This is a genomic window from Pseudomonas sp. HK3 (assembly GCF_052920985.1).
In genome coordinates this window covers 458877-476266 of sequence record NZ_JBREXD010000001.1, presented here as the reverse complement: position 1 = coordinate 476266, position 17390 = coordinate 458877, and the positions used below count along the sequence as shown (strand labels likewise).

Sequence of the window (17390 nt, the reverse complement as noted above, 5' to 3'; positions counted from 1 at the left end):
GAATTAAACCTTGGTTAAGCGCCCCTGAATAACAAGGGGGCGATGAGCCGTTCGTTTTTTGGTAATGTTGATTGACTTAGCGCAGGCTAAATTTTATTGATATTTCACATGCCAAGCCCATTACATGTTTTATGCATTCGTCTAGCATTTCAGCTTAAACAACTCCAACGTCTACCCATTTAGATATCAGTAACATTGTGCGTTATTTTTATCGTTGTGTTCACCATACACAGGATCACGGTAACAGTCCTGACTGAGTCAAGGCGATGACTCCGTTCATTGAGATACCTCACCATTATAAAAATTTCACATCAGCACATTGATCGGCTTCTCTCTATCAAGGCAATGATTGAATCGTCTGTGATAGACGGTAAGTGCCAACCTATGCAACTTTCTATCGCGCTCACCGTATATACATCTTATGAATATCGAAGACGGCCATGCTGTAATTGGATGTTTATTGTCATCTCGCTCGTCGATAGACGTTAAAAGATAAGGAAAATAATTGTGAGTTGTAATGTTAGGAATGCAAACAATAAACCGAGTGTGATTATCAGGTTTATTCGATTAGGCCTTTTAAGCATCGGATGCTTAGGTGGCGTAGCGTTTGGTAATGAAGACGATAGTACCGTTCGTTTTTATAATGAATCCAATTATGGTGATCTTGGAAACGTCGCTAATCACAATACGCAAAATGGAAATCTAGGTGTTTTAAAAAAAGGGACTCAATATATTGTTCAGGGCACGCTCGCGACAGATGATTACCGTGACAGTATTTACTTTGAAACAGATGCACCCTTTACAGTTAGCATTATTGGCTTTAAAGGGCCTTCATCAACATTGGTTACATTTGGGTTTGGGCCGGAGTTTCCGGTATTCCCTAATGGTGTTGAGCAGGTAACGCAGGCTAAAACGTTATATCAAGGTAAAAAACTGCAATCAGGGAATTATCGATTTGATTTTGGGGCACCGGGCGGACCAGGGCCAAACGAGGCAATTGATCATTATGCGGTTCATATTGATGTTGACACAGGTTTAGAAGCGTTACCCATTTGGTCATTACCCGTTAAAGTCGGTGGTGGTGCTTATTTTTTACGTGCTGATCGTAGTGCGTTTATGTTAGAAAACAGAGAGTGGTTAGATATAGAATATTTTTTATCAGAAGCTAAGTCTCTTCCCGTTAGTGAATCTGCAATGCGAGCAACACTGCCTATTAATGCGAATGTTGGTTTTTCAAGCCACTTCGTGTCATTAAAAGAAAAGTACATTGCCATTCGCAACTCAGCTTTATATTGGCAGAATTCTATTTATCCAAATATATCTGTCGCATCAAATCGATTATCTGAAAGCCCTGAATTACATTCAGATTATATTATGCCCATAGATATAAAAATGAAGGCGTTAAATCAACTGATACAAGATGATTTGGTCATTTTTGACCCTGCACAGAAATTAATTAGCGAAGATAATATTTCCATAAGCATTTCGACTTTAATTGAAATTGTTAAAACATTTGAGATGGCCGTTCAATCTTTGAGTGCAACAACACAGGCCACTAAAACAGATACCCTTGTTTTCTCTACGGTTATGAAAAATCATAAAAACCAAATAGGCCGTTCTGGGATTAACTTTGATCAGCTGATAGCAAAAGACAATACAGCTCAGCTACAGAGTAACATTGATGCAAAAAACAGTCAGATAAACAGTAAGAGTCATCAGATTAGCGATAAAGAACGCCAACTGGCATTAAGCGCAATAGGAGGGGCGATCTCTGTTGCAATTGCCTCTGCGATATTAGTGCCTCAAATCAATGGGCTTAAGAGTGATCGGCAGAGTTTGATTAACCAAAGAAACCGCTATCAAAGCCAATTACATCATGCGACGTTACTTTACGCTGCGTACCGCAATGCAAAAAATAGCATCAGTAAAATTCAACAGACAATGCTAGATACAGCGCCTTATTTTGAACAATTGAAGCTGCAATGGCAAAATCTAGACTTGGAGCTGAAAAAAGTGGTTGATTTACTTGTTCATGTTAGAGGTGAGCAAGGATTGAAAAACGATACACCAATTATTGGGTATGGTATCGCCGAAATATTAATCAAAGAAATAAATAGAACGCTATTGCAGGTACGTGAGAAAAATCAAAGTTATGTTGATTATGCCTTTTGAGACATCTTGTCTTATTACTAAGTAAGTAGATTTAAAAACACGACTGATATATCAATATTAGTCGTGCCCTTCCTAATCTTAAAACCATATAAAACTTTATTTTTAATATAAATTTAAAAACAACAATTTACATGCAACTTTTATATTGATGGCTCGTATATATCAATGAGCACTTTTAATCTTATTTAAAAAATAATTGGGTACGAGTGTTCTGTTAGGTGTATGCATATTGTATAGGTGTATCTCTAATAAATTTATTTATATATTTTGGTATGAAAAATCAATTCTAATTAATGGAAATAATCATGTTGAGAAATCAGAAAAAATTTATTAAATCTCCCTCTGTTCTGTTAAGGAATGCGGTCGCAAGTGCCATTATGATGGGGTGTGTCGTTCAGGTTAGTCCTGCGTTTTCTGAAACACAGGTTATTAATAATGCGTCTTTGCAATCCTCGACCCAAAACGACGTTGAAGCAATCGACATCAATGCGGTGTTAGGCGAATCGAGTGAAACCGGCGATACCCTTTTTATTGATGTTGAATCTAGCGACTTTGTATTAAGCCAAAAAGAATGGTTTGTTATACAAGCTTATACTGATAGCGCACTGGCATTACCGACAACACAAGCTGCATTAGAAAGCTCATTACGATTTGGTGACAGCGTTACATTTGATGCGCATTATCAAGGTTTGTTAGAAGAGTATATTGCTATTCATGCTACCGGCGAAGATTGGAATACTAATATTTACCCGTCGATTGTAGATCTCGCATTAAATCTTGCTAACTACAAAGACATACACTTGATTTTTCTTAAGCCATTATTAGATAAGATGGCGGTCATATCAAATGGTCTAGCAGACGCTACGATTATTGAATTTACTCAAGGCAAAGAGTCACAAGCCTATATTGATGCAATCCAAGCGGTAAGAAGTCAATTCCCTGCGGTTAAGTCATATTTAAATATATTGAATATACTTTCTACTGGAAAATTGAATGAAGTAGAAAACGCAAAACAAAGCTTACTGACGTTTGCAACGAGCCTTAAAGAGCAATCGCTTTCTCTTGATACATATTCAACCACATTTAGTGACTTACTTAACCAGGATAATACACAAACAATCCGTGATCGCATCGATCAAATCAATGCAGAAATTCGTTCAATTAATGACACCATCGCTACTAAAAAACGTGATGTTGGCCTGACTGCTATTGGTGGTGGCATATCGTTGTTAATTGGTGGCGGTATTCTAGGGGCTCAAATTGAAAACCTAAAAAGCGAAGTGAATAGCTTAGAAAATGAGAAGTCAGAATTAACAGGGGATCTGGCTCATGCCGTTGCGCTGTATGCATCTTACGGGGCGGCATCGATTAGTGTCAGTGAAATTGACGAAAAAATTGAAGCGGCTATTCCTTATATCGATACACTTAAATTACATTGGCAGAGTGTTAGCAGCACGTTTGACGCATTAAATACAGTCATTACCCTAGCGGAGGGCAGTAACGGGATCGATAACTTAGATACAGCAATAGCCGGTTTTAGCACAAGCGGTTTAGCAGATGCAGCAGATACCAATTGGAAAACGATTTCTGATCAGGCCAGAGCATTTGCACAAAACGCCTATGTGAACAGCGTAGACTAATTTATTAAGCGGTATTTCGGTCAGATCATTATGGTCTGGCCGTTTTTGTTAAAAAGGAGTTTTTTATATTATGCATAATCCCGTAATAGCTGGCTTTAAAATGTTTATTAGCCAAAAACCGCATACATTATTACAAGTAGTATTGTTTGCATTTTTTGGAATGTTTAGCTTACATTCGCAAGCGAACAGTTGGGCTGAATTAAATGAGGTGGACATACCACCTCTATTGCCCGTTGCTACTTTTCAATCAAATCAATCGATTGAATTAATGAAATATCAGGTTTCAGATTTATATGTAAACCTTTCTGATGTTATATCAAATGTAAAATCCCGTTCCACAGCACCTGCGATAATAGTGGTTGTGGCCGATACATTAGAAGTGAAAAATAATTTTTTTATGAGTATGAAAAACCAAACGGTTTATATTTATGCTCGTAAAATAATAGGCGAGGGTTCGGGCACTTTCTTGGTGGATACCAGTACAGGGGCAAGCGGTGGTGTGGCTGTTTATGCAGACGAAATTGAGACTAATTTGCTAGTGGGTGCAAGGCTTTCGGGCTCTAATATTGAATTCACTAAAGTGTCACCCACAAGCACCTCTGATGGCCGTTTTATATTTGCAAGCAGTGATGTTAATACACTGGTTAAAACGACAGTGAGCATTGCTGGTATGATGGACATTGCGTCGGATCGGCTAACGGAGATTTTTGAAAAAACATTTGATGTTGCCGCTTCGGTATTTGATCAGAACTCGACTCTTAGTCGAGCCATGCTGACTAGAAACGAAGCCGCCTTAAGAGGTGTACCCACATTTATGGCCGATAATGTATTTTTAGAGAACCTTTACCTTCAAACAGCCAATCTGAAGCAGTTTGTTGATTTCTCAGCGTTAAGTCCTAATTATGTGCCAGAACTTGACGCGAATCTTTATCAAGACACGTATGTTGCCTATCTAAACGCAATGGAAGCTTATCGCACTCAATACGATCGATTCGTTGATCGCAGTGTTGATATCTCTGCTCGTAAAGATGCCGCTAATCTCATGCAAGTGAACTTGGTAGATGCGGTCGCCGCAGAAACCGCCACAATGAATCGATCACAACAACAGGTAGATCATTTTAGAAATACCCTTGATGATTTACGCATTCAATTTAGAGATCAAGATTTATTGGTGACGACGGCACGTTTTAAATTTGAAGCTGGAATCGCCAAATATAAGTTACAGCAAGAAATTGCATTGGTTATTGGTATATTAGAAACCATGGTTGAAGGCTCCATTGCGATTGGTAGCTCTGCTGCATCAGGCAATCCTGCCGGCGTAATTGAATATGCCTCCTCAATCCCGAGTACCTCTCAGGATCTTAGTAGCATTAAAGAAAAACTGGCCAGTATTGGAGACCTTTTGCAACGAGTTCAAGAAATGGCGAACAATGTTGATGACCTTTCTTCGAAAGTAAACAGCTCGGTTGACGCTCAAGAAATTGCAGATGCATTAGCATCCTTTAACTTAGTCGTACCATCTTTAGATGCGGCTAATGATGTATGGGAGCTATTTTTGAACGAAATTCGTAACGAATTGCAGTTAGCCATTGACGAAGGTATTGAAGGCTCTTCTGAGTTTTTAGCAACACTTGAGACGCTTGTGATATATGGTAAATCGATCACTGCAACTGAAGTCAGTTTGATGCAAGAGTTGTCTAGGCTTATTGATCTTAAGATAGCAGCGGAAGTAAATAGTCGTCATCTAGATCGAATGAATCTACTCATTGATCAAATTGAACAAGATGCCGGTGCTGTTGATGAACTAGAAACGTTGTTCTTCCGTTCGTTGACTGCGCTCAAGCGCCCTATGTTTGTAGCGATTACAAAATTCACAGCGGCTTTTGAATACTGGTCACTAAAAGAAAGCCAAGTTCGGCCATCACTTAATAAAACGTATGAACAGTATCGATTGGATTTAGCATTACTACAGGAGCAGTATAACGATGCATTGTCATCATTTCAGCCTCGTCCACAAGACTTTAACCTGACAAATATTGTGGTTACTGAGCCAGTATTATTGAATGACTTCAAGGATAATGGTGAGATGAGTTTCAATGTAGACCTTTCACACCCTAGTTTTATTCATTTTGATCGTGTTCGCCTTAATCAGTTACGTGTTGTTCTGCAAGGTTCTCAATTACCAGAAGACATTAGTTACTTTATTGATATTGAATCTAATGGTGAATACCAGGATCGTTTTGAAGATACTGAGTATACCTTTAACTCTGAGCAGTTATTTCGGTTCTTTGGTTATGAGTACCTTAATAATCAAACAAACGACTACAGGGTTATTATAGAAGGCGCAGTCGCGGATGATTTTAAGTTTGCTTACTTTGAACCGACTCCGTTTACAACCTGGTCGATTAGCCTGAGAAATGCAGATGATTTTAATCTTGATATGATTGAAAGTATCCGCTTTGAATTTAAGGGCACGGCTATCCCTAAAATTTGATTATTTAAAATCATTCACAGCCATGATCATGCTTATATTTAGGCATGATCACGGTTGAGCTATCTTGTTTTATCTATTTAACATTATTTTTTAAGAGACTTAGTAACGGATGTACGCAGTGTCCCTCCTAATTTTTCGATATAACGTTATAACATTATTTAGTTTCTACTCTAAATTTCTTTCTGATTCTATACCTTATAACTTGAATAATGGTTTCAAGATATTAATTAATAAATACGTTATCGAAATAATGACGTTTTTATTGAACACTTGGTATATATTAATAAATCATCAGACGCTCAAATATTTAAAGACAGTCAATACAGATGCAGTGGGATTTATTTTTCGCCCGATAGACTAGATGATTAATGATAAAAGTAGGCTTAATGGACATTAGTAAAGATGAATTATATTCCAGTTTGATTGCACGTTGTGCCATTCATGACCATAAAGCATTAGACGAACTCTACCACTCCATTGCGCCTTACCTTAATAAAGTTGCATTTAATATCGTTAAGTCCGAAGACATTAGTAATGATGTGCTTCAAGAAGGGTTTATTCAAATTTGGCAAAATGCTGGGGACTATCAGGCAGACAAAGCAAAACCCATTACTTGGATGACGAGCATTGTTCGTTATAGAGCGTTGGACCGATTAGCCAAAGAAAAAAGGCGCGATGATGTCATTGAAGCGTGTGATGAAGTTGAGGTTCGTCATCCCGATAAGCATATGTCAAATGACCGGCCTGATATAGCGGCCATGCAGTTACAAGATTCAAATTTTCTTCTTGAATGCATGGAAACATTAAGTGATCGAGTAAAAGAAAGTATTAGCCTCGCGTATTTGCAAGGATACTCGCGGCAAGAGTTGGCAGAGAATTTTAATTCCAGTGTTAATACGATTAAATCTTGGCTTAAACGTGGGGCTGAGCGGTTGAAGAATTGTATCGAACATAAGACTAAGGTGAAGCATGAACAAGTATAGTCTTTTATCATTTGAGTTCGTTTTAGGAACACTGACAAAAGAAGAGCGACAATTTTTTAAATCAAAGTTAAAAGACGATCCTTATTTGTTGGGGCATTTACAGTTTTGGGAGCAACAATTTATTGCGCTTAATGATATTAACGCGATATTACAGCCCAGGCCACAGACTTGGACTCGAATTGAACAAGAAGTCATCGTTGGCCTATCCTCATCAGATTTACCTCAAGCCCACTTGGGTTCGCTTACACGAATATTCTGTATTTGGTTTAATCTTATGGCGGTTAAGTGTCCAATAAAGCGTAAGCGCTCTATGAATCTCGCCTAACGTTACTGCTTCTTTACGATTTAAGGTGGCAGAACCACTATCGACTTGGCTTAAAGAAAATGTAGGCTGCCAATGATGTTGCATATAAAGCATAGGACCCCGAATACCTTGTCTACTTTAATACCCACCCTGAGCCGTGTATTTACAATATGAAACAAACATTTCTACTGCTCGCTTAACGACGTTATAAACCATACTGATTGGATTGATGATGCATTACGCCTGTTTAGTGATGCACTTCAAGTAGTGCCTGTACTGGTTAACAGTATCGAATTAAGCATAATATTGGTTATAATGCGCCTACGTAAAATAGGGGTAATGTTATGGGTTTTGAGCAGTTTGAAGAAATAGCCTTGATGCTGGGCCTGGCGGCCGTTATGGGCTTTATGATGTTTATTATTTACGACCTAGGCAAACGTTCAAATGCAGGTAAATTTGGTATGGCGGTGCTCTTTTTCGCACTAGGGCTTGGCATGGTTGGTTTTATTATCAAGGGCGTGCTCAAGATCACCATGGGCATTTAACCTCAATACTTGTTTTATCTCCTCTTAACGCCTGAGTCGTCTTGCTCAGGTGTCTGTGTTTTTATAACCTATAATATAAAGCGATAGTGCTCATTTGTTAACTTGATCTATATTGTTACAGTGGCAGTATGTGGATACCTTTATTGACTAGGAGTCACTTCATGCATGATCAATTAAAAAGCAAACTGACCCAATTGAAGCAAACCATTGGTCATATTGATTCGTTAGACGATGAGAGTCGTGAGCTGTTACAACAGTTAGAGCGTGATATTAAGACGGTTTTAACTGGCGAGCCGGCTGATGTGAGTCTCAATGATCGTTTAGAACAACAGGCCGTGGAGTTCGATAGCCAGCACCCTAATGCGTCGGTGGTGATTCGTGACATTATGGATATGCTTGGAAAAATGGGCATTTAACAATTGATGTGAGGGACAACCATGAAGCGCATGCCAAGAATAAAAGATGTGATGAGCGCGTTTCCATACTCCATTGCTGAAAGCGCAAGTATGACGCAAGCTAAGACCATGATGAAAGAGCACCGTGTGGGCCATCTTCCGGTTAAGCGTGCCGATGGCAGTCTAAGTGTATTATCAAAGCGTGAGCTGGAAAAAACCGTGCTGCCGGGCCATTCACATACCGACTTCGATGAATTGACCGTTGCTGATTTATGCCCAAATGATGCCTATACCGTTGACCTTTATACCTCATTGATAGAAGTCTTAGATTATATGAGTGATGGTCATACTGACTGTGTATTAGTGACGCGCCACGATAAGTTGGCAGGAGTGTTTACATCGCTAGATGCATGCCGTGCTTACAGCGAGTCATTGAAAGATGAGTTTTTCCCTGAAGGAGGTGACAGCGTCGCTTGATCAAATCCAATACCATTGCTAGTGTGGCGCCACGGATGATTAAGTAAAGGTGCCACCATGGCCATAACCATTTTTGTATTACTCTTCAGCGTGGGTATTTTAGCGCTGCTGACTGTTTTGCTGCACATCAATAAAATTCCCCCATTAATTTTTGCAGCGATGATTGCACTGTTAACGGTGTTTGATTACGCACTGTTAAGCTTAGATAAAATCTATTACCTTCATCGTGATCAAGATCAAACACTACAAACAAACATTGATAAACAGCTTGCCGTTATTGGTCAATTGACACAAGTGCAATTGGATATGACATTGCAGCTATTGAGCCAAAACAGCTCACAAGAAAACGAAGATTCGATCCAACAAAAAATTCAGTGGCGTGATGCATTATTAGCACAATTACATGTGGCTAATTTTGATGTTGTTCAAGTTGAAAAAGTAGAGCGATCTATTAATCAGTCGATCCATGTTTACTTGATGGAGCAGCTAAATAAACAACTTATACAAGGGTTAGGGCATCGAATTTACGGTGAGTTCGTACGTTCACGCCCAAGAGAGCAATGGACTGATGAGTTATTCATAAAAGAATTAGTGACATATTTAGCAAAACAAAAATTGAAAAAACCGGGAATCGACTTTGCTATCAAACGCATCCAGCATTTTGATGAAAGCAGCGCGTTATTATTATTATTAAAACAAGAAACGGTTAAACCTTAAGCCACTTTTTAGGCGAAAAAAAAGCGTAGATTCAATCAGCTTAATCAAACTAACCCGTGCAAGATTAATTGGCCCCGATAAAACTGAGTCTTTCGACACGAATCTACGCTCCGCAAGCTAACGTGAGCTTGCTATCTCACTTATTGCAGTTTTCTTGCCAACTTTTTTGATGATAACGGCCCATTCTGATTTGCCCCTTAAATGACCAAATAAAGACCAAATTTGAGGCTTGTGTATCATTTAGATGATTTATCCATCAAAAATAATAGATAGATATGATATCGGCCGATATAAATTGGTGCATAAATAAGGTCTCTGGTTTCACTTTGGTGCCTTTTCGTAATAAATGAAAACCCAATTATTAACCGATAGGCTTACAGCCATTGAATAACGGGAAGGTACATACGTAATATAATTTAGTGCCACTAGCATTGATTGGTATAAGGCTTGCTCTACCATCATTAGACACCATGATAACCGAATAAAAGAGATCCCATGATTCCTAACTTATCCAAAGACATGATCGACGTAATGCAGCAACTGCGTAAGCGTTTACGCAGTGAATTTGGTGTTGAGTTAAAACTCAGTCAGCCGGATATCGTGCAAAGTATTCTTGAGTGTGTAAAGAAAAGCCATGACCAGCGAACCCAGCTTTTGTTTGCCGATCTAGAAGACATGATGGGACTTGAATTAATGGGTGGGGTTCCCGAGCAAGATAACACGAACACGGCCCCAACTAAGCGGATGTATCGTGGTCAGCCCATCGCTGATACTCCGCTGCATGGGGCAGGTGCCGATCATCGTCCTAAACGTATCTACCGTGGTCAAGTTGTGGCCTAGCCTCACACTTTTTATGAAAACGACTATGCTTGATAGTTATGGCGCTATCAAAAACCCTCTTCAAGTACAGCACTCGATTCTTTGCCGCTATCGTGTCGGCGACCATTATTTGGGCCGCTCTTAACCAAGGTGGCAGCGCGTCTCTTTTTACTCGCATAGAGTACCTACTTTATGACGTTCGTTTTAATTTATTCTTTACCCATCACGAAACAAGCACACAGTGATCATAAAATCGCAATTATTGATATTGATGAAAGCTCGATCATCAATGAAGGACGTTTTCCATGGAGCCGTCAAAAGGTAGCTGATTTAATTCAAAAACTCGGTGAAGCGGGTGCATTGATCATTGCATTTGACGTCGTGTTTAGTGAAAAAGAAATGAATCCAGTCGAGCGTATTAGTCGTGCGGTACCGGACGATGTCTTCAATCAATTACCGCTACAAAAATGGCAATCGATTTCGGCAATGGCCGATGCAGATGAGGTGATGGCAAGTGCTATTGGTCAGCATGACGTGGTGCTGGGCTTTTTTTTTCAAGACCAAGAAGAATACCAAAACGGCCAACTCCCCCCTTCGGTTTTTAATGTGCCAATGGCATGGCAGGAAAAACTCGTTATTACCCAACGCCCAGGTTACACCGCAAATATCCCTAGCTTACAAAGCCAAGCTGGCGGAGGCGGCTTTGTGACGATGTTCCCTGATTTTGATGGCACTGTCCGGCGAGCCCCGTTGTTAATCCGTCGCGGTAATCAACTGTACCCTTCATTAGCATTAAGCGCTGCCATGCGATATTTATTTATCGATAGCATCGAGCCAAAAGTAGTGGAGGTGGGTGATGTACTGGCTATGACGCAAGTGGCTGTGAGTGACTTCCCTGCCCCGACAAGTCCTGCGGGGTTTGTCACCGTGCCTTATCAAGGCCCTGCGTTTTCGTTCCCTTACTTTTCTGCCACGGATGTATTGCGCGATAAGTTACAACCCAATGAATTAGAAGGGGCCATTGTGTTTATTGGGACATCGGCCATCGGCTTGGCAGATCTAAGAAGTACGCCCATGGGGCCTCAATATCCAGGTGTCGAGGTGCATGCCAATATTTTACGTGCACTGCTTAGTGGCGGGTTTCCCTACAAACCAGAATGGCAGGCAGGTGCAACGTTTTTGCAGCTTATATTAATTGCTCTATTTATGATTATCATCTTGCCCATGTTAGGACCCATGGTCATGTTGGTTGGTGGCAGCTGTATCATTGCAATGGTGATCATGTTTAACGGTTATCTGTGGACAGCCGGATTAGATTTGCCCATGGCCGGTGCATTGATATTAACGTTATTTTTAACCGCAACATTTATTACCGATGGTTTTCTAAGAGAAAACGCCAGTAAAAAAATGTTAAAAGGGATGTTTGATCAATACGTGCCGCCTGCCCATATTGACAAGATGATGGCGGATCCTGATGCCTATAGTTTTTCAGGTGAGAGTAAAGAGCTTACGGTTTTGTTTAGTGACATACGAAGCTTTACTAACATCAGTGAAACCCTCACAGCACAAGAATTAAAGCACATGCTTAATAGTTATTTTACGCCCATTACCAAAGAAATTTTTGACCGTAACGGCACCATTGATAAATATGTGGGCGATATGGTAATGGCATTTTGGGGCGCGCCGATTGACGATGACAATCATCGTGGTCATGCCGTATTGGCCGCGCTTAATATGCAGCGAATTACTGAGGAATTAAAGACGGTATTTAAAAAAGAAGGCTTACCAGAAGTGAATATTGGTGTGGGCGTTAACACAGGGCTGATGAACGTAGGTGACATGGGTTCAAGTTATCGTCGCTCTTATACGGTATTGGGTGATGCGGTCAATTTAGGCTCTCGTCTGGAAAGCATTACTAAATTTTATGGGGCTAAAATCTTAATCGGTGAAGATACCTTTGACCATATTAATGGATTTGTATGTCGTTTCATGGACAGAATTCAAGTGAAGGGAAAAGAAGAGGCCATTCGTGTGTATGAGCCTCTGGGTCTTGAGGGTGAAGTGGCGCAAAGTGTATTAGATGAAATCAAACAATATGACGATGCTTACCAGCTTTATTTGCAGCAAAAATGGGACGATGCTCACAAGGCATTTACGGCATTACTTGAGGCTAACCCGCTTAAACTATATGACGTCTATATTGAGCGTATTAATGATTTAAAAGGTCAAACCTTCCCCCCTGAATGGGACGGAACTTTCCGTCATACCAGTAAGTAATATAATGTCGCACACGGCATAATGTTGGTCGTTAAAACTTGCAGGGATCTATAGAGTAAGCTGAAGAATAGAATTAGAGTACATAAATAACTGAATATACGTGCCCAAATTTGGCTTAGGCACGTGTGATATTCACAACTATATTTTAGCTGCGTTTAAATATTGAACACCGAGGCGCGCCGTTAAACGAAAGCCTAATTGGTTGCCTTTGCCCCACGCTCTTGCTGCATGAGGGCTCTTGGCGATGGAATATGGGTTCTGGCTGCTGGCCGTCGCTTTAAGCCCCTCGTGAAAGGCTTGTTGCTCAATCGCGGTGGTGAATATGTAACTTTTTCCCGTATACATGATCTTTGCTCCTGCATATTGAGCCGTCGTTGTTAGCTCTACTATAGTTATCGGACCAAATGGCTAAGACTTTATCTTTTTTTATTGCATCATTTTCTAGTACACAGTGTTGCAAGCGATGGCTTGATGGGTTGTTGCGCAATTTTGACGGTTTGGCACCATGTTGCCTTTAATAATAAACAGAGTCATTTATGACCATTGAAATTCTCGCAGGGGCAAAGGCTCTAAAGCAGATTCAAGCGCAGGGCTTAAACCCAGAAGATATTCAGCTGATGGTCGGTGCCAGTGGCGGCCCAAAGTGGCTAATGCTGTCTCGGTTGGATCAGTACCTTGCGGAACATTTTTTAGCGAAAGCCCCTCAGAGTATTTCATTGGTTGGCTCTAGTATTGGTTCATGGCGCATGGCGTGTCATGCACAGCAAGACCCATTGAGTTGTTTTAAACAGTTTGAGGATATTTACCTCAATCAGCGTTATAAGGCATTAAGCCCAGCTGAGATTACGGTATTTGTGGATAAAGTGCTTGAGGCATTGTTCAACGACGAGCGCGCTCACCACATCGTTAATAATCCACAACGTAAGTTGCATATCGTAGCTGTACGTAATCGGCTGTTGATGAATGGCCGACATAACTTGAGCCAAGGTTTAGGGTTACTAGCGGCGGCTACCGGTAATTTGATTTCAAACAAAGTGGTTGAAGCGTTATACCCTCGTGTTGTGATTTCGCAACAAGCCAGCCATGACCCTTACTTTAAACGCCCAGAGGTAATTGAACTGGGTGTTAACAATTTAAAACAAGCACTGGTGGCATCCGGTGCGATTCCCATGGTGTTAGAGCCGACAAAAGTACTGGGAGGCAAAAACCGCTGGCATTGGGACGGTGGCATGGTGGATTATCATTTCTCTGGGCCTTTTCAAGCAGGAAATGGCTTGGTTTTTTATCCGCACTTTTTTCCTAAAATTGTGCCGGGCTGGTTTGATAAGGGCATTCCATGGCGTAAAGCGAAAGCCAAAAATTATGACAATGTGGTTATGATTGCCCCAAGCCATGAATTTATCGCTAAATTACCCTATGGTAAAATTCCAGACAGAGCAGACTTTAATAAATTTGATGATGATGCCAGAGAAAAATATTGGCACACCGTTATAGATGCAACCAACGGATTGGTTGATGATTTTCATAACAAGCTGCAAAAAGATAACTTAGCCAGTAGCGTAACATCGATCGAATCTATTTTATAATTCTGTCACGTGAGCCATAAAAAATGCCAGCTAACTTGCTGGCATTTTTTATGGCGATTTCAAATGACGGGTTTAATTAGTCTTCGTAACGTTGATGTCGAAAGAAGACACCACCATCGCTGAACGTTGATAGATTGAACTTTGACGTTAAGCGAATCTGCCCAATTTTTATCGCATTATTGCGTCTGGCGTTTGCATAGCGATTATTAAAATATGGAATAATCGAATGTTTGATTCTTTTCTGTGTGCCGTATACATCATACAACACCGCACCTTCAGGCAAGCTGATTAAGTCTTGCCTAAAATCATGGGCACTTTCACTGAATTTAGATTTTATTTCGGCAGTTGGCACAAAGTAGATTTGTGTCGGCGCATTGGTATTTGTCTCTTCTGTGCCATCTTGTGTCACTTTTGCCATTCTCGTCGTCATTAAGCGAGTGGGCTTAGAGGTGACTAATGAAAACAGAGCGGTGGTGCCAAGGGTTTCATTGATTTCTGGGCTAACATATTGCGACAATTCATTAGCAAAGAAATTATAATTATCGTCTTGGCCTGATAATGTATACAGCGCAGAAACATTCCTAGAGTGCTTGCCATCAACAAATGCTTTCCAAGCTAAGCCGGGAGCGAAGCCACGGTCAGATGGTGTACCGGTTACGCTTAAACGCAGCAGCCCGCATTCAGCGCCTTTAAAAATACCACTGTAAAGTTGGTTAGGTTGTGCATCAAACGCAACGGTGGCCATTGCGCCGTGTGCGTGAATCGGTTTTTCATACCCAAGCGGTGCCACATCGTCGCTGCGTTTTACTTTTGTCCACAAGATACTATTGATTAAGCCACCCACATCGACATCTTTAAATGCCGGTATTTCGTCCGCGGGGTATTGTGTGCGTAATGCTCCGTTCACCCAAAGGTGTTGTTGTTTATCGCACGCGCTCCAGTTGTTAAAATCATCAGTGATGTTTAATCCCCAAGGTTTAAATGCGTTATCAACGCCAACTAAACTGGTATCTAGTTGTGGGAAATGTCGATTTAATACGCTGACCATGGTTTGTTCTTCAACCCAATCAATGCCTTCTTGGGAATACATTTCAGGCGTGTAATCTTTTGTATAGAAACGGTCGGTGATTAAACGACGAGAAGCATTCATAATAAAAATCTGGAACGCCGTTTCACCAAATGCAAACCCCTCTGGGCGAACCGTTTCAGCAAGCTGACCAATGAGCGCGTCAATTTTTTCAACGTCATTATCGTAAATGTGTTTTAGTTTTTCTAATAAGATGGGCTCGCTTGTTAGGTCTTCAAATTTGGTGATGGGTTTTAATCCAATTTGACGGCGAAATTCATTATAGCGAGGCACTCCGCGTTCACGGTCTCGCACAATGTCAATGGTGGCTAAATCGATATTACCCACTAAAGGAATCTCTAGATTACGCAAGAATTCAGGGTAATTATTGAGCGTTAATGAACCTGGGTGCGTGATACCAAAGCTGTACCAAAGGCGATCACCACCTTGTTCGACTAATATGTCTTCAGCTGAGCCGTCACGGGTATCTTCAATGTTAATCGATGCACTTACCATGTTAGAGCCGATGTCGAATACTTCAATGCTATCGCGCATCAACGGGTGCATACGATATACCTCAACGAACTCCTCCGTTAATGTATAAGGTGTACCGGCATTATCAGATTGACGAGAACCGACTAAACCGCCAAGTGCATGCTCAATAAAGGATGCATCATCTAATAGATTTCTTAACTTTGGATCAAACCCTAAAATGGCCTTTACGAACGAATCTTTTTTAATAATGTCATTTGCAAGAGCTTCGTATTCAGCTTGAAATTTATCACGGCCTTTACGCTCACCGCTCAACCCCCACCAGTTTGCATACATCGCACGTTCAGTTATTGGGTTTGCAATAATGGCGGGCGTCCATTCAACCGTGTGAATTTTTGCCATGAGGGCCGCATTAATTAAGCGAGATTTATCATACAACCATTGATCATCCTTACCGGGATTATTTTGTTTTAGCATATTGGCGATGGCATTGTGCTCAAGTGTAAAAAGTTGATGCATCATACTTAGGCCTACCCACCAGTTTTTATTAAAACCGGTAACAGGCACGCCCGTAAAATAATCTTGCGGTAATGTATTGTCGGCTTCGAGTATTAATTTGCCATCAACAAAGCTACGTACTTTATTATTTTGCTCAAGGCTTGAACCATAAAGCTGAGAGCCATCCCACCAATGGGTATTAATATTACGGTAGGTATCCGGTAGATGTTCTTCATCAGGTGTACGGGTCGTATCGGCTTGGGTACGGTCAATGCTAAGTGTGCCACTGCCAAGAACATCGCCATCGGGTAAGGGAACTTGAATCGGGTTGGATGAATCATTGTCACCATGATCAACCCAGTCATGCACCATAAATTGAATCCAAGCAGCGGCAATAAAATTAACAGTGGTGGCTGGTTTAAATTCATCCCTTGCCATGAGTGTATTACTGACTTCACGAGGGTTAGGCTCAAGTAACGTGGCTTCGTTTTGTTCATTCGCCACCACGTCTAAATTTACATTACGCCCAAAGCGCATATAAACAGATCCTTCAGCAGGGTTTTCTAAAATATTACAGGTGCCGTCTTCGGTTCGTGCTGTTTTACTGCGTTCATCACAGACAATATTAGCATTGTGTTTATCATAATTTTCGACATCAAATAAATTATTATCAAATAACTCTTCTCGCTCTAGACCAAGTACCAATAATCCGGCTATTACACCTAATGAACCTAGCTTAGTCAGAGCAGGCCATGTGACCCAGACTGAATTGCTCATCGTATTTATTCCTTATTGTTATTCTCAATAGGCTTAATTTATTACAAGCCTTCAATTGAGAGTAAATGCGAGGTACTGGTTTTTCTACCCTCCCAAGGGAGGGGGGAGAACGATATAAATGTTAATATGTTGGCAATTTTATCAAGCT

14 protein-coding genes are annotated in these 17390 nt (G+C 40.6%); 12 read left to right on the top strand and 2 right to left on the bottom strand.

Features of this window, described 5'->3' with window-relative positions:
* Positions 1–507 precede the first annotated feature (507 nt).
* The 11 genes from ACU6U9_RS02150 to ACU6U9_RS02100 all read left to right on the top strand — a co-directional run bounded on the left by ACU6U9_RS02150 (position 508) and on the right by ACU6U9_RS02100 (position 12823).
* Positions 508–2172: a hypothetical protein gene (locus ACU6U9_RS02150; RefSeq protein WP_446733439.1), complete on the top strand. Its 1665-nt coding sequence runs from the start codon at positions 508–510 to the stop codon at positions 2170–2172.
* Between the two features lie 305 nt (positions 2173–2477).
* Positions 2478–3812: an alpha-xenorhabdolysin family binary toxin subunit A gene (locus ACU6U9_RS02145; RefSeq protein WP_446733438.1), complete on the top strand. Its 1335-nt coding sequence runs from the start codon at positions 2478–2480 to the stop codon at positions 3810–3812.
* A gap of 70 nt (positions 3813–3882) precedes the next feature.
* Positions 3883–6306, top strand: coding sequence for a hypothetical protein (locus ACU6U9_RS02140; RefSeq protein ID WP_446733437.1), 2424 nt, complete (start codon positions 3883–3885; stop codon positions 6304–6306).
* A 386-nt stretch (positions 6307–6692) separates the two neighbouring features.
* The gene (locus ACU6U9_RS02135; RefSeq protein WP_446733436.1) at positions 6693–7289 is read left to right on the top strand and encodes an RNA polymerase sigma factor; all 597 of its coding nucleotides are present in this window, start codon (positions 6693–6695) and stop codon (positions 7287–7289) included.
* Positions 7276–7614, top strand: a complete 339-nt coding sequence (locus ACU6U9_RS02130; protein ID WP_446733435.1) for a hypothetical protein — start codon at positions 7276–7278, stop codon at positions 7612–7614. Before ACU6U9_RS02135 ends, ACU6U9_RS02130 begins: the two co-directional genes overlap by 14 nt.
* 323 nt (positions 7615–7937) lie before the next feature.
* Entirely contained in the window at positions 7938–8138 is a 201-nt protein-coding gene (locus ACU6U9_RS02125) for a DUF2788 domain-containing protein (RefSeq protein WP_446733434.1), read from the top strand.
* Positions 8139–8299: 161 nt separating this feature from the next.
* The gene (locus ACU6U9_RS02120) at positions 8300–8554 is read left to right on the top strand and encodes a DUF4404 family protein (protein WP_446733433.1); all 255 of its coding nucleotides are present in this window, start codon (positions 8300–8302) and stop codon (positions 8552–8554) included.
* Positions 8555–8575: 21 nt separating this feature from the next.
* Positions 8576–9010 carry a CBS domain-containing protein gene (locus tag ACU6U9_RS02115; protein WP_446733432.1) on the top strand — a complete coding sequence of 145 codons (435 nt, stop codon included), beginning with the start codon at positions 8576–8578 and terminating at the stop codon, positions 9008–9010.
* Between the two features lie 57 nt (positions 9011–9067).
* A complete protein-coding gene (locus ACU6U9_RS02110) occupies positions 9068–9727 on the top strand; it encodes a hypothetical protein (RefSeq protein WP_446733431.1) in 660 nt (219 codons plus the stop codon).
* 495 nt (positions 9728–10222) lie between these two features.
* A complete protein-coding gene (locus ACU6U9_RS02105; RefSeq protein ID WP_446733430.1) occupies positions 10223–10567 on the top strand; it encodes a hypothetical protein in 345 nt (114 codons plus the stop codon).
* Between the two features lie 171 nt (positions 10568–10738).
* Positions 10739–12823 carry a CHASE2 domain-containing protein gene (locus ACU6U9_RS02100; protein WP_446733429.1) on the top strand — a complete coding sequence of 695 codons (2085 nt, stop codon included), beginning with the start codon at positions 10739–10741 and terminating at the stop codon, positions 12821–12823.
* Positions 12824–12961: 138 nt separating this feature from the next.
* Here the strand turns inward: ACU6U9_RS02100 and ACU6U9_RS02095 are convergent, their stop codons facing one another.
* Positions 12962–13168, bottom strand: coding sequence for a hypothetical protein (locus ACU6U9_RS02095; protein ID WP_446733428.1), 207 nt, complete (start codon positions 13166–13168; stop codon positions 12962–12964).
* 191 nt (positions 13169–13359) lie between these two features.
* Here ACU6U9_RS02095 and ACU6U9_RS02090 point away from each other — a divergent pair, with 191 nt between their 5' ends.
* Positions 13360–14409, top strand: a complete 1050-nt coding sequence (locus tag ACU6U9_RS02090; protein WP_446733427.1) for a patatin-like phospholipase family protein — start codon at positions 13360–13362, stop codon at positions 14407–14409.
* Positions 14410–14485: 76 nt separating this feature from the next.
* Here ACU6U9_RS02090 and ACU6U9_RS02085 read toward each other — a convergent pair whose 3' ends face one another.
* Positions 14486–17242 carry a peroxidase family protein gene (locus tag ACU6U9_RS02085; RefSeq protein WP_446733426.1) on the bottom strand — a complete coding sequence of 919 codons (2757 nt, stop codon included), beginning with the start codon at positions 17240–17242 and terminating at the stop codon, positions 14486–14488.
* Positions 17243–17390: the final 148 nt, after the last annotated feature.

Excerpts from the sequence above, each read along its gene's own strand:
- ACU6U9_RS02085 (WP_446733426.1), bottom strand. The coding sequence starts at position 17,242 with ATGAGCAATTCAGTCTGGGTCACATGGCCTGCTCTGACTAAGCTAGGT.
- ACU6U9_RS02110 (WP_446733431.1), top strand. The coding sequence starts at position 9,068 with ATGGCCATAACCATTTTTGTATTACTCTTCAGCGTGGGTATTTTAGCG.
- ACU6U9_RS02140 (WP_446733437.1), top strand. The coding sequence starts at position 3,883 with ATGCATAATCCCGTAATAGCTGGCTTTAAAATGTTTATTAGCCAAAAA.
- ACU6U9_RS02100 (WP_446733429.1), top strand. The coding sequence starts at position 10,739 with ATGACGTTCGTTTTAATTTATTCTTTACCCATCACGAAACAAGCACAC.
- ACU6U9_RS02090 (WP_446733427.1), top strand. The coding sequence starts at position 13,360 with ATGACCATTGAAATTCTCGCAGGGGCAAAGGCTCTAAAGCAGATTCAA.
- ACU6U9_RS02115 (WP_446733432.1), top strand. The coding sequence starts at position 8,576 with ATGAAGCGCATGCCAAGAATAAAAGATGTGATGAGCGCGTTTCCATAC.
- ACU6U9_RS02095 (WP_446733428.1), bottom strand. The coding sequence starts at position 13,168 with ATGTATACGGGAAAAAGTTACATATTCACCACCGCGATTGAGCAACAA.
- ACU6U9_RS02125 (WP_446733434.1), top strand. The coding sequence starts at position 7,938 with ATGGGTTTTGAGCAGTTTGAAGAAATAGCCTTGATGCTGGGCCTGGCG.
- ACU6U9_RS02105 (WP_446733430.1), top strand. The coding sequence starts at position 10,223 with ATGATTCCTAACTTATCCAAAGACATGATCGACGTAATGCAGCAACTG.
- ACU6U9_RS02135 (WP_446733436.1), top strand. The coding sequence starts at position 6,693 with ATGGACATTAGTAAAGATGAATTATATTCCAGTTTGATTGCACGTTGT.
- ACU6U9_RS02145 (WP_446733438.1), top strand. The coding sequence starts at position 2,478 with ATGTTGAGAAATCAGAAAAAATTTATTAAATCTCCCTCTGTTCTGTTA.
- ACU6U9_RS02130 (WP_446733435.1), top strand. The coding sequence starts at position 7,276 with ATGAACAAGTATAGTCTTTTATCATTTGAGTTCGTTTTAGGAACACTG.
- ACU6U9_RS02120 (WP_446733433.1), top strand. The coding sequence starts at position 8,300 with ATGCATGATCAATTAAAAAGCAAACTGACCCAATTGAAGCAAACCATT.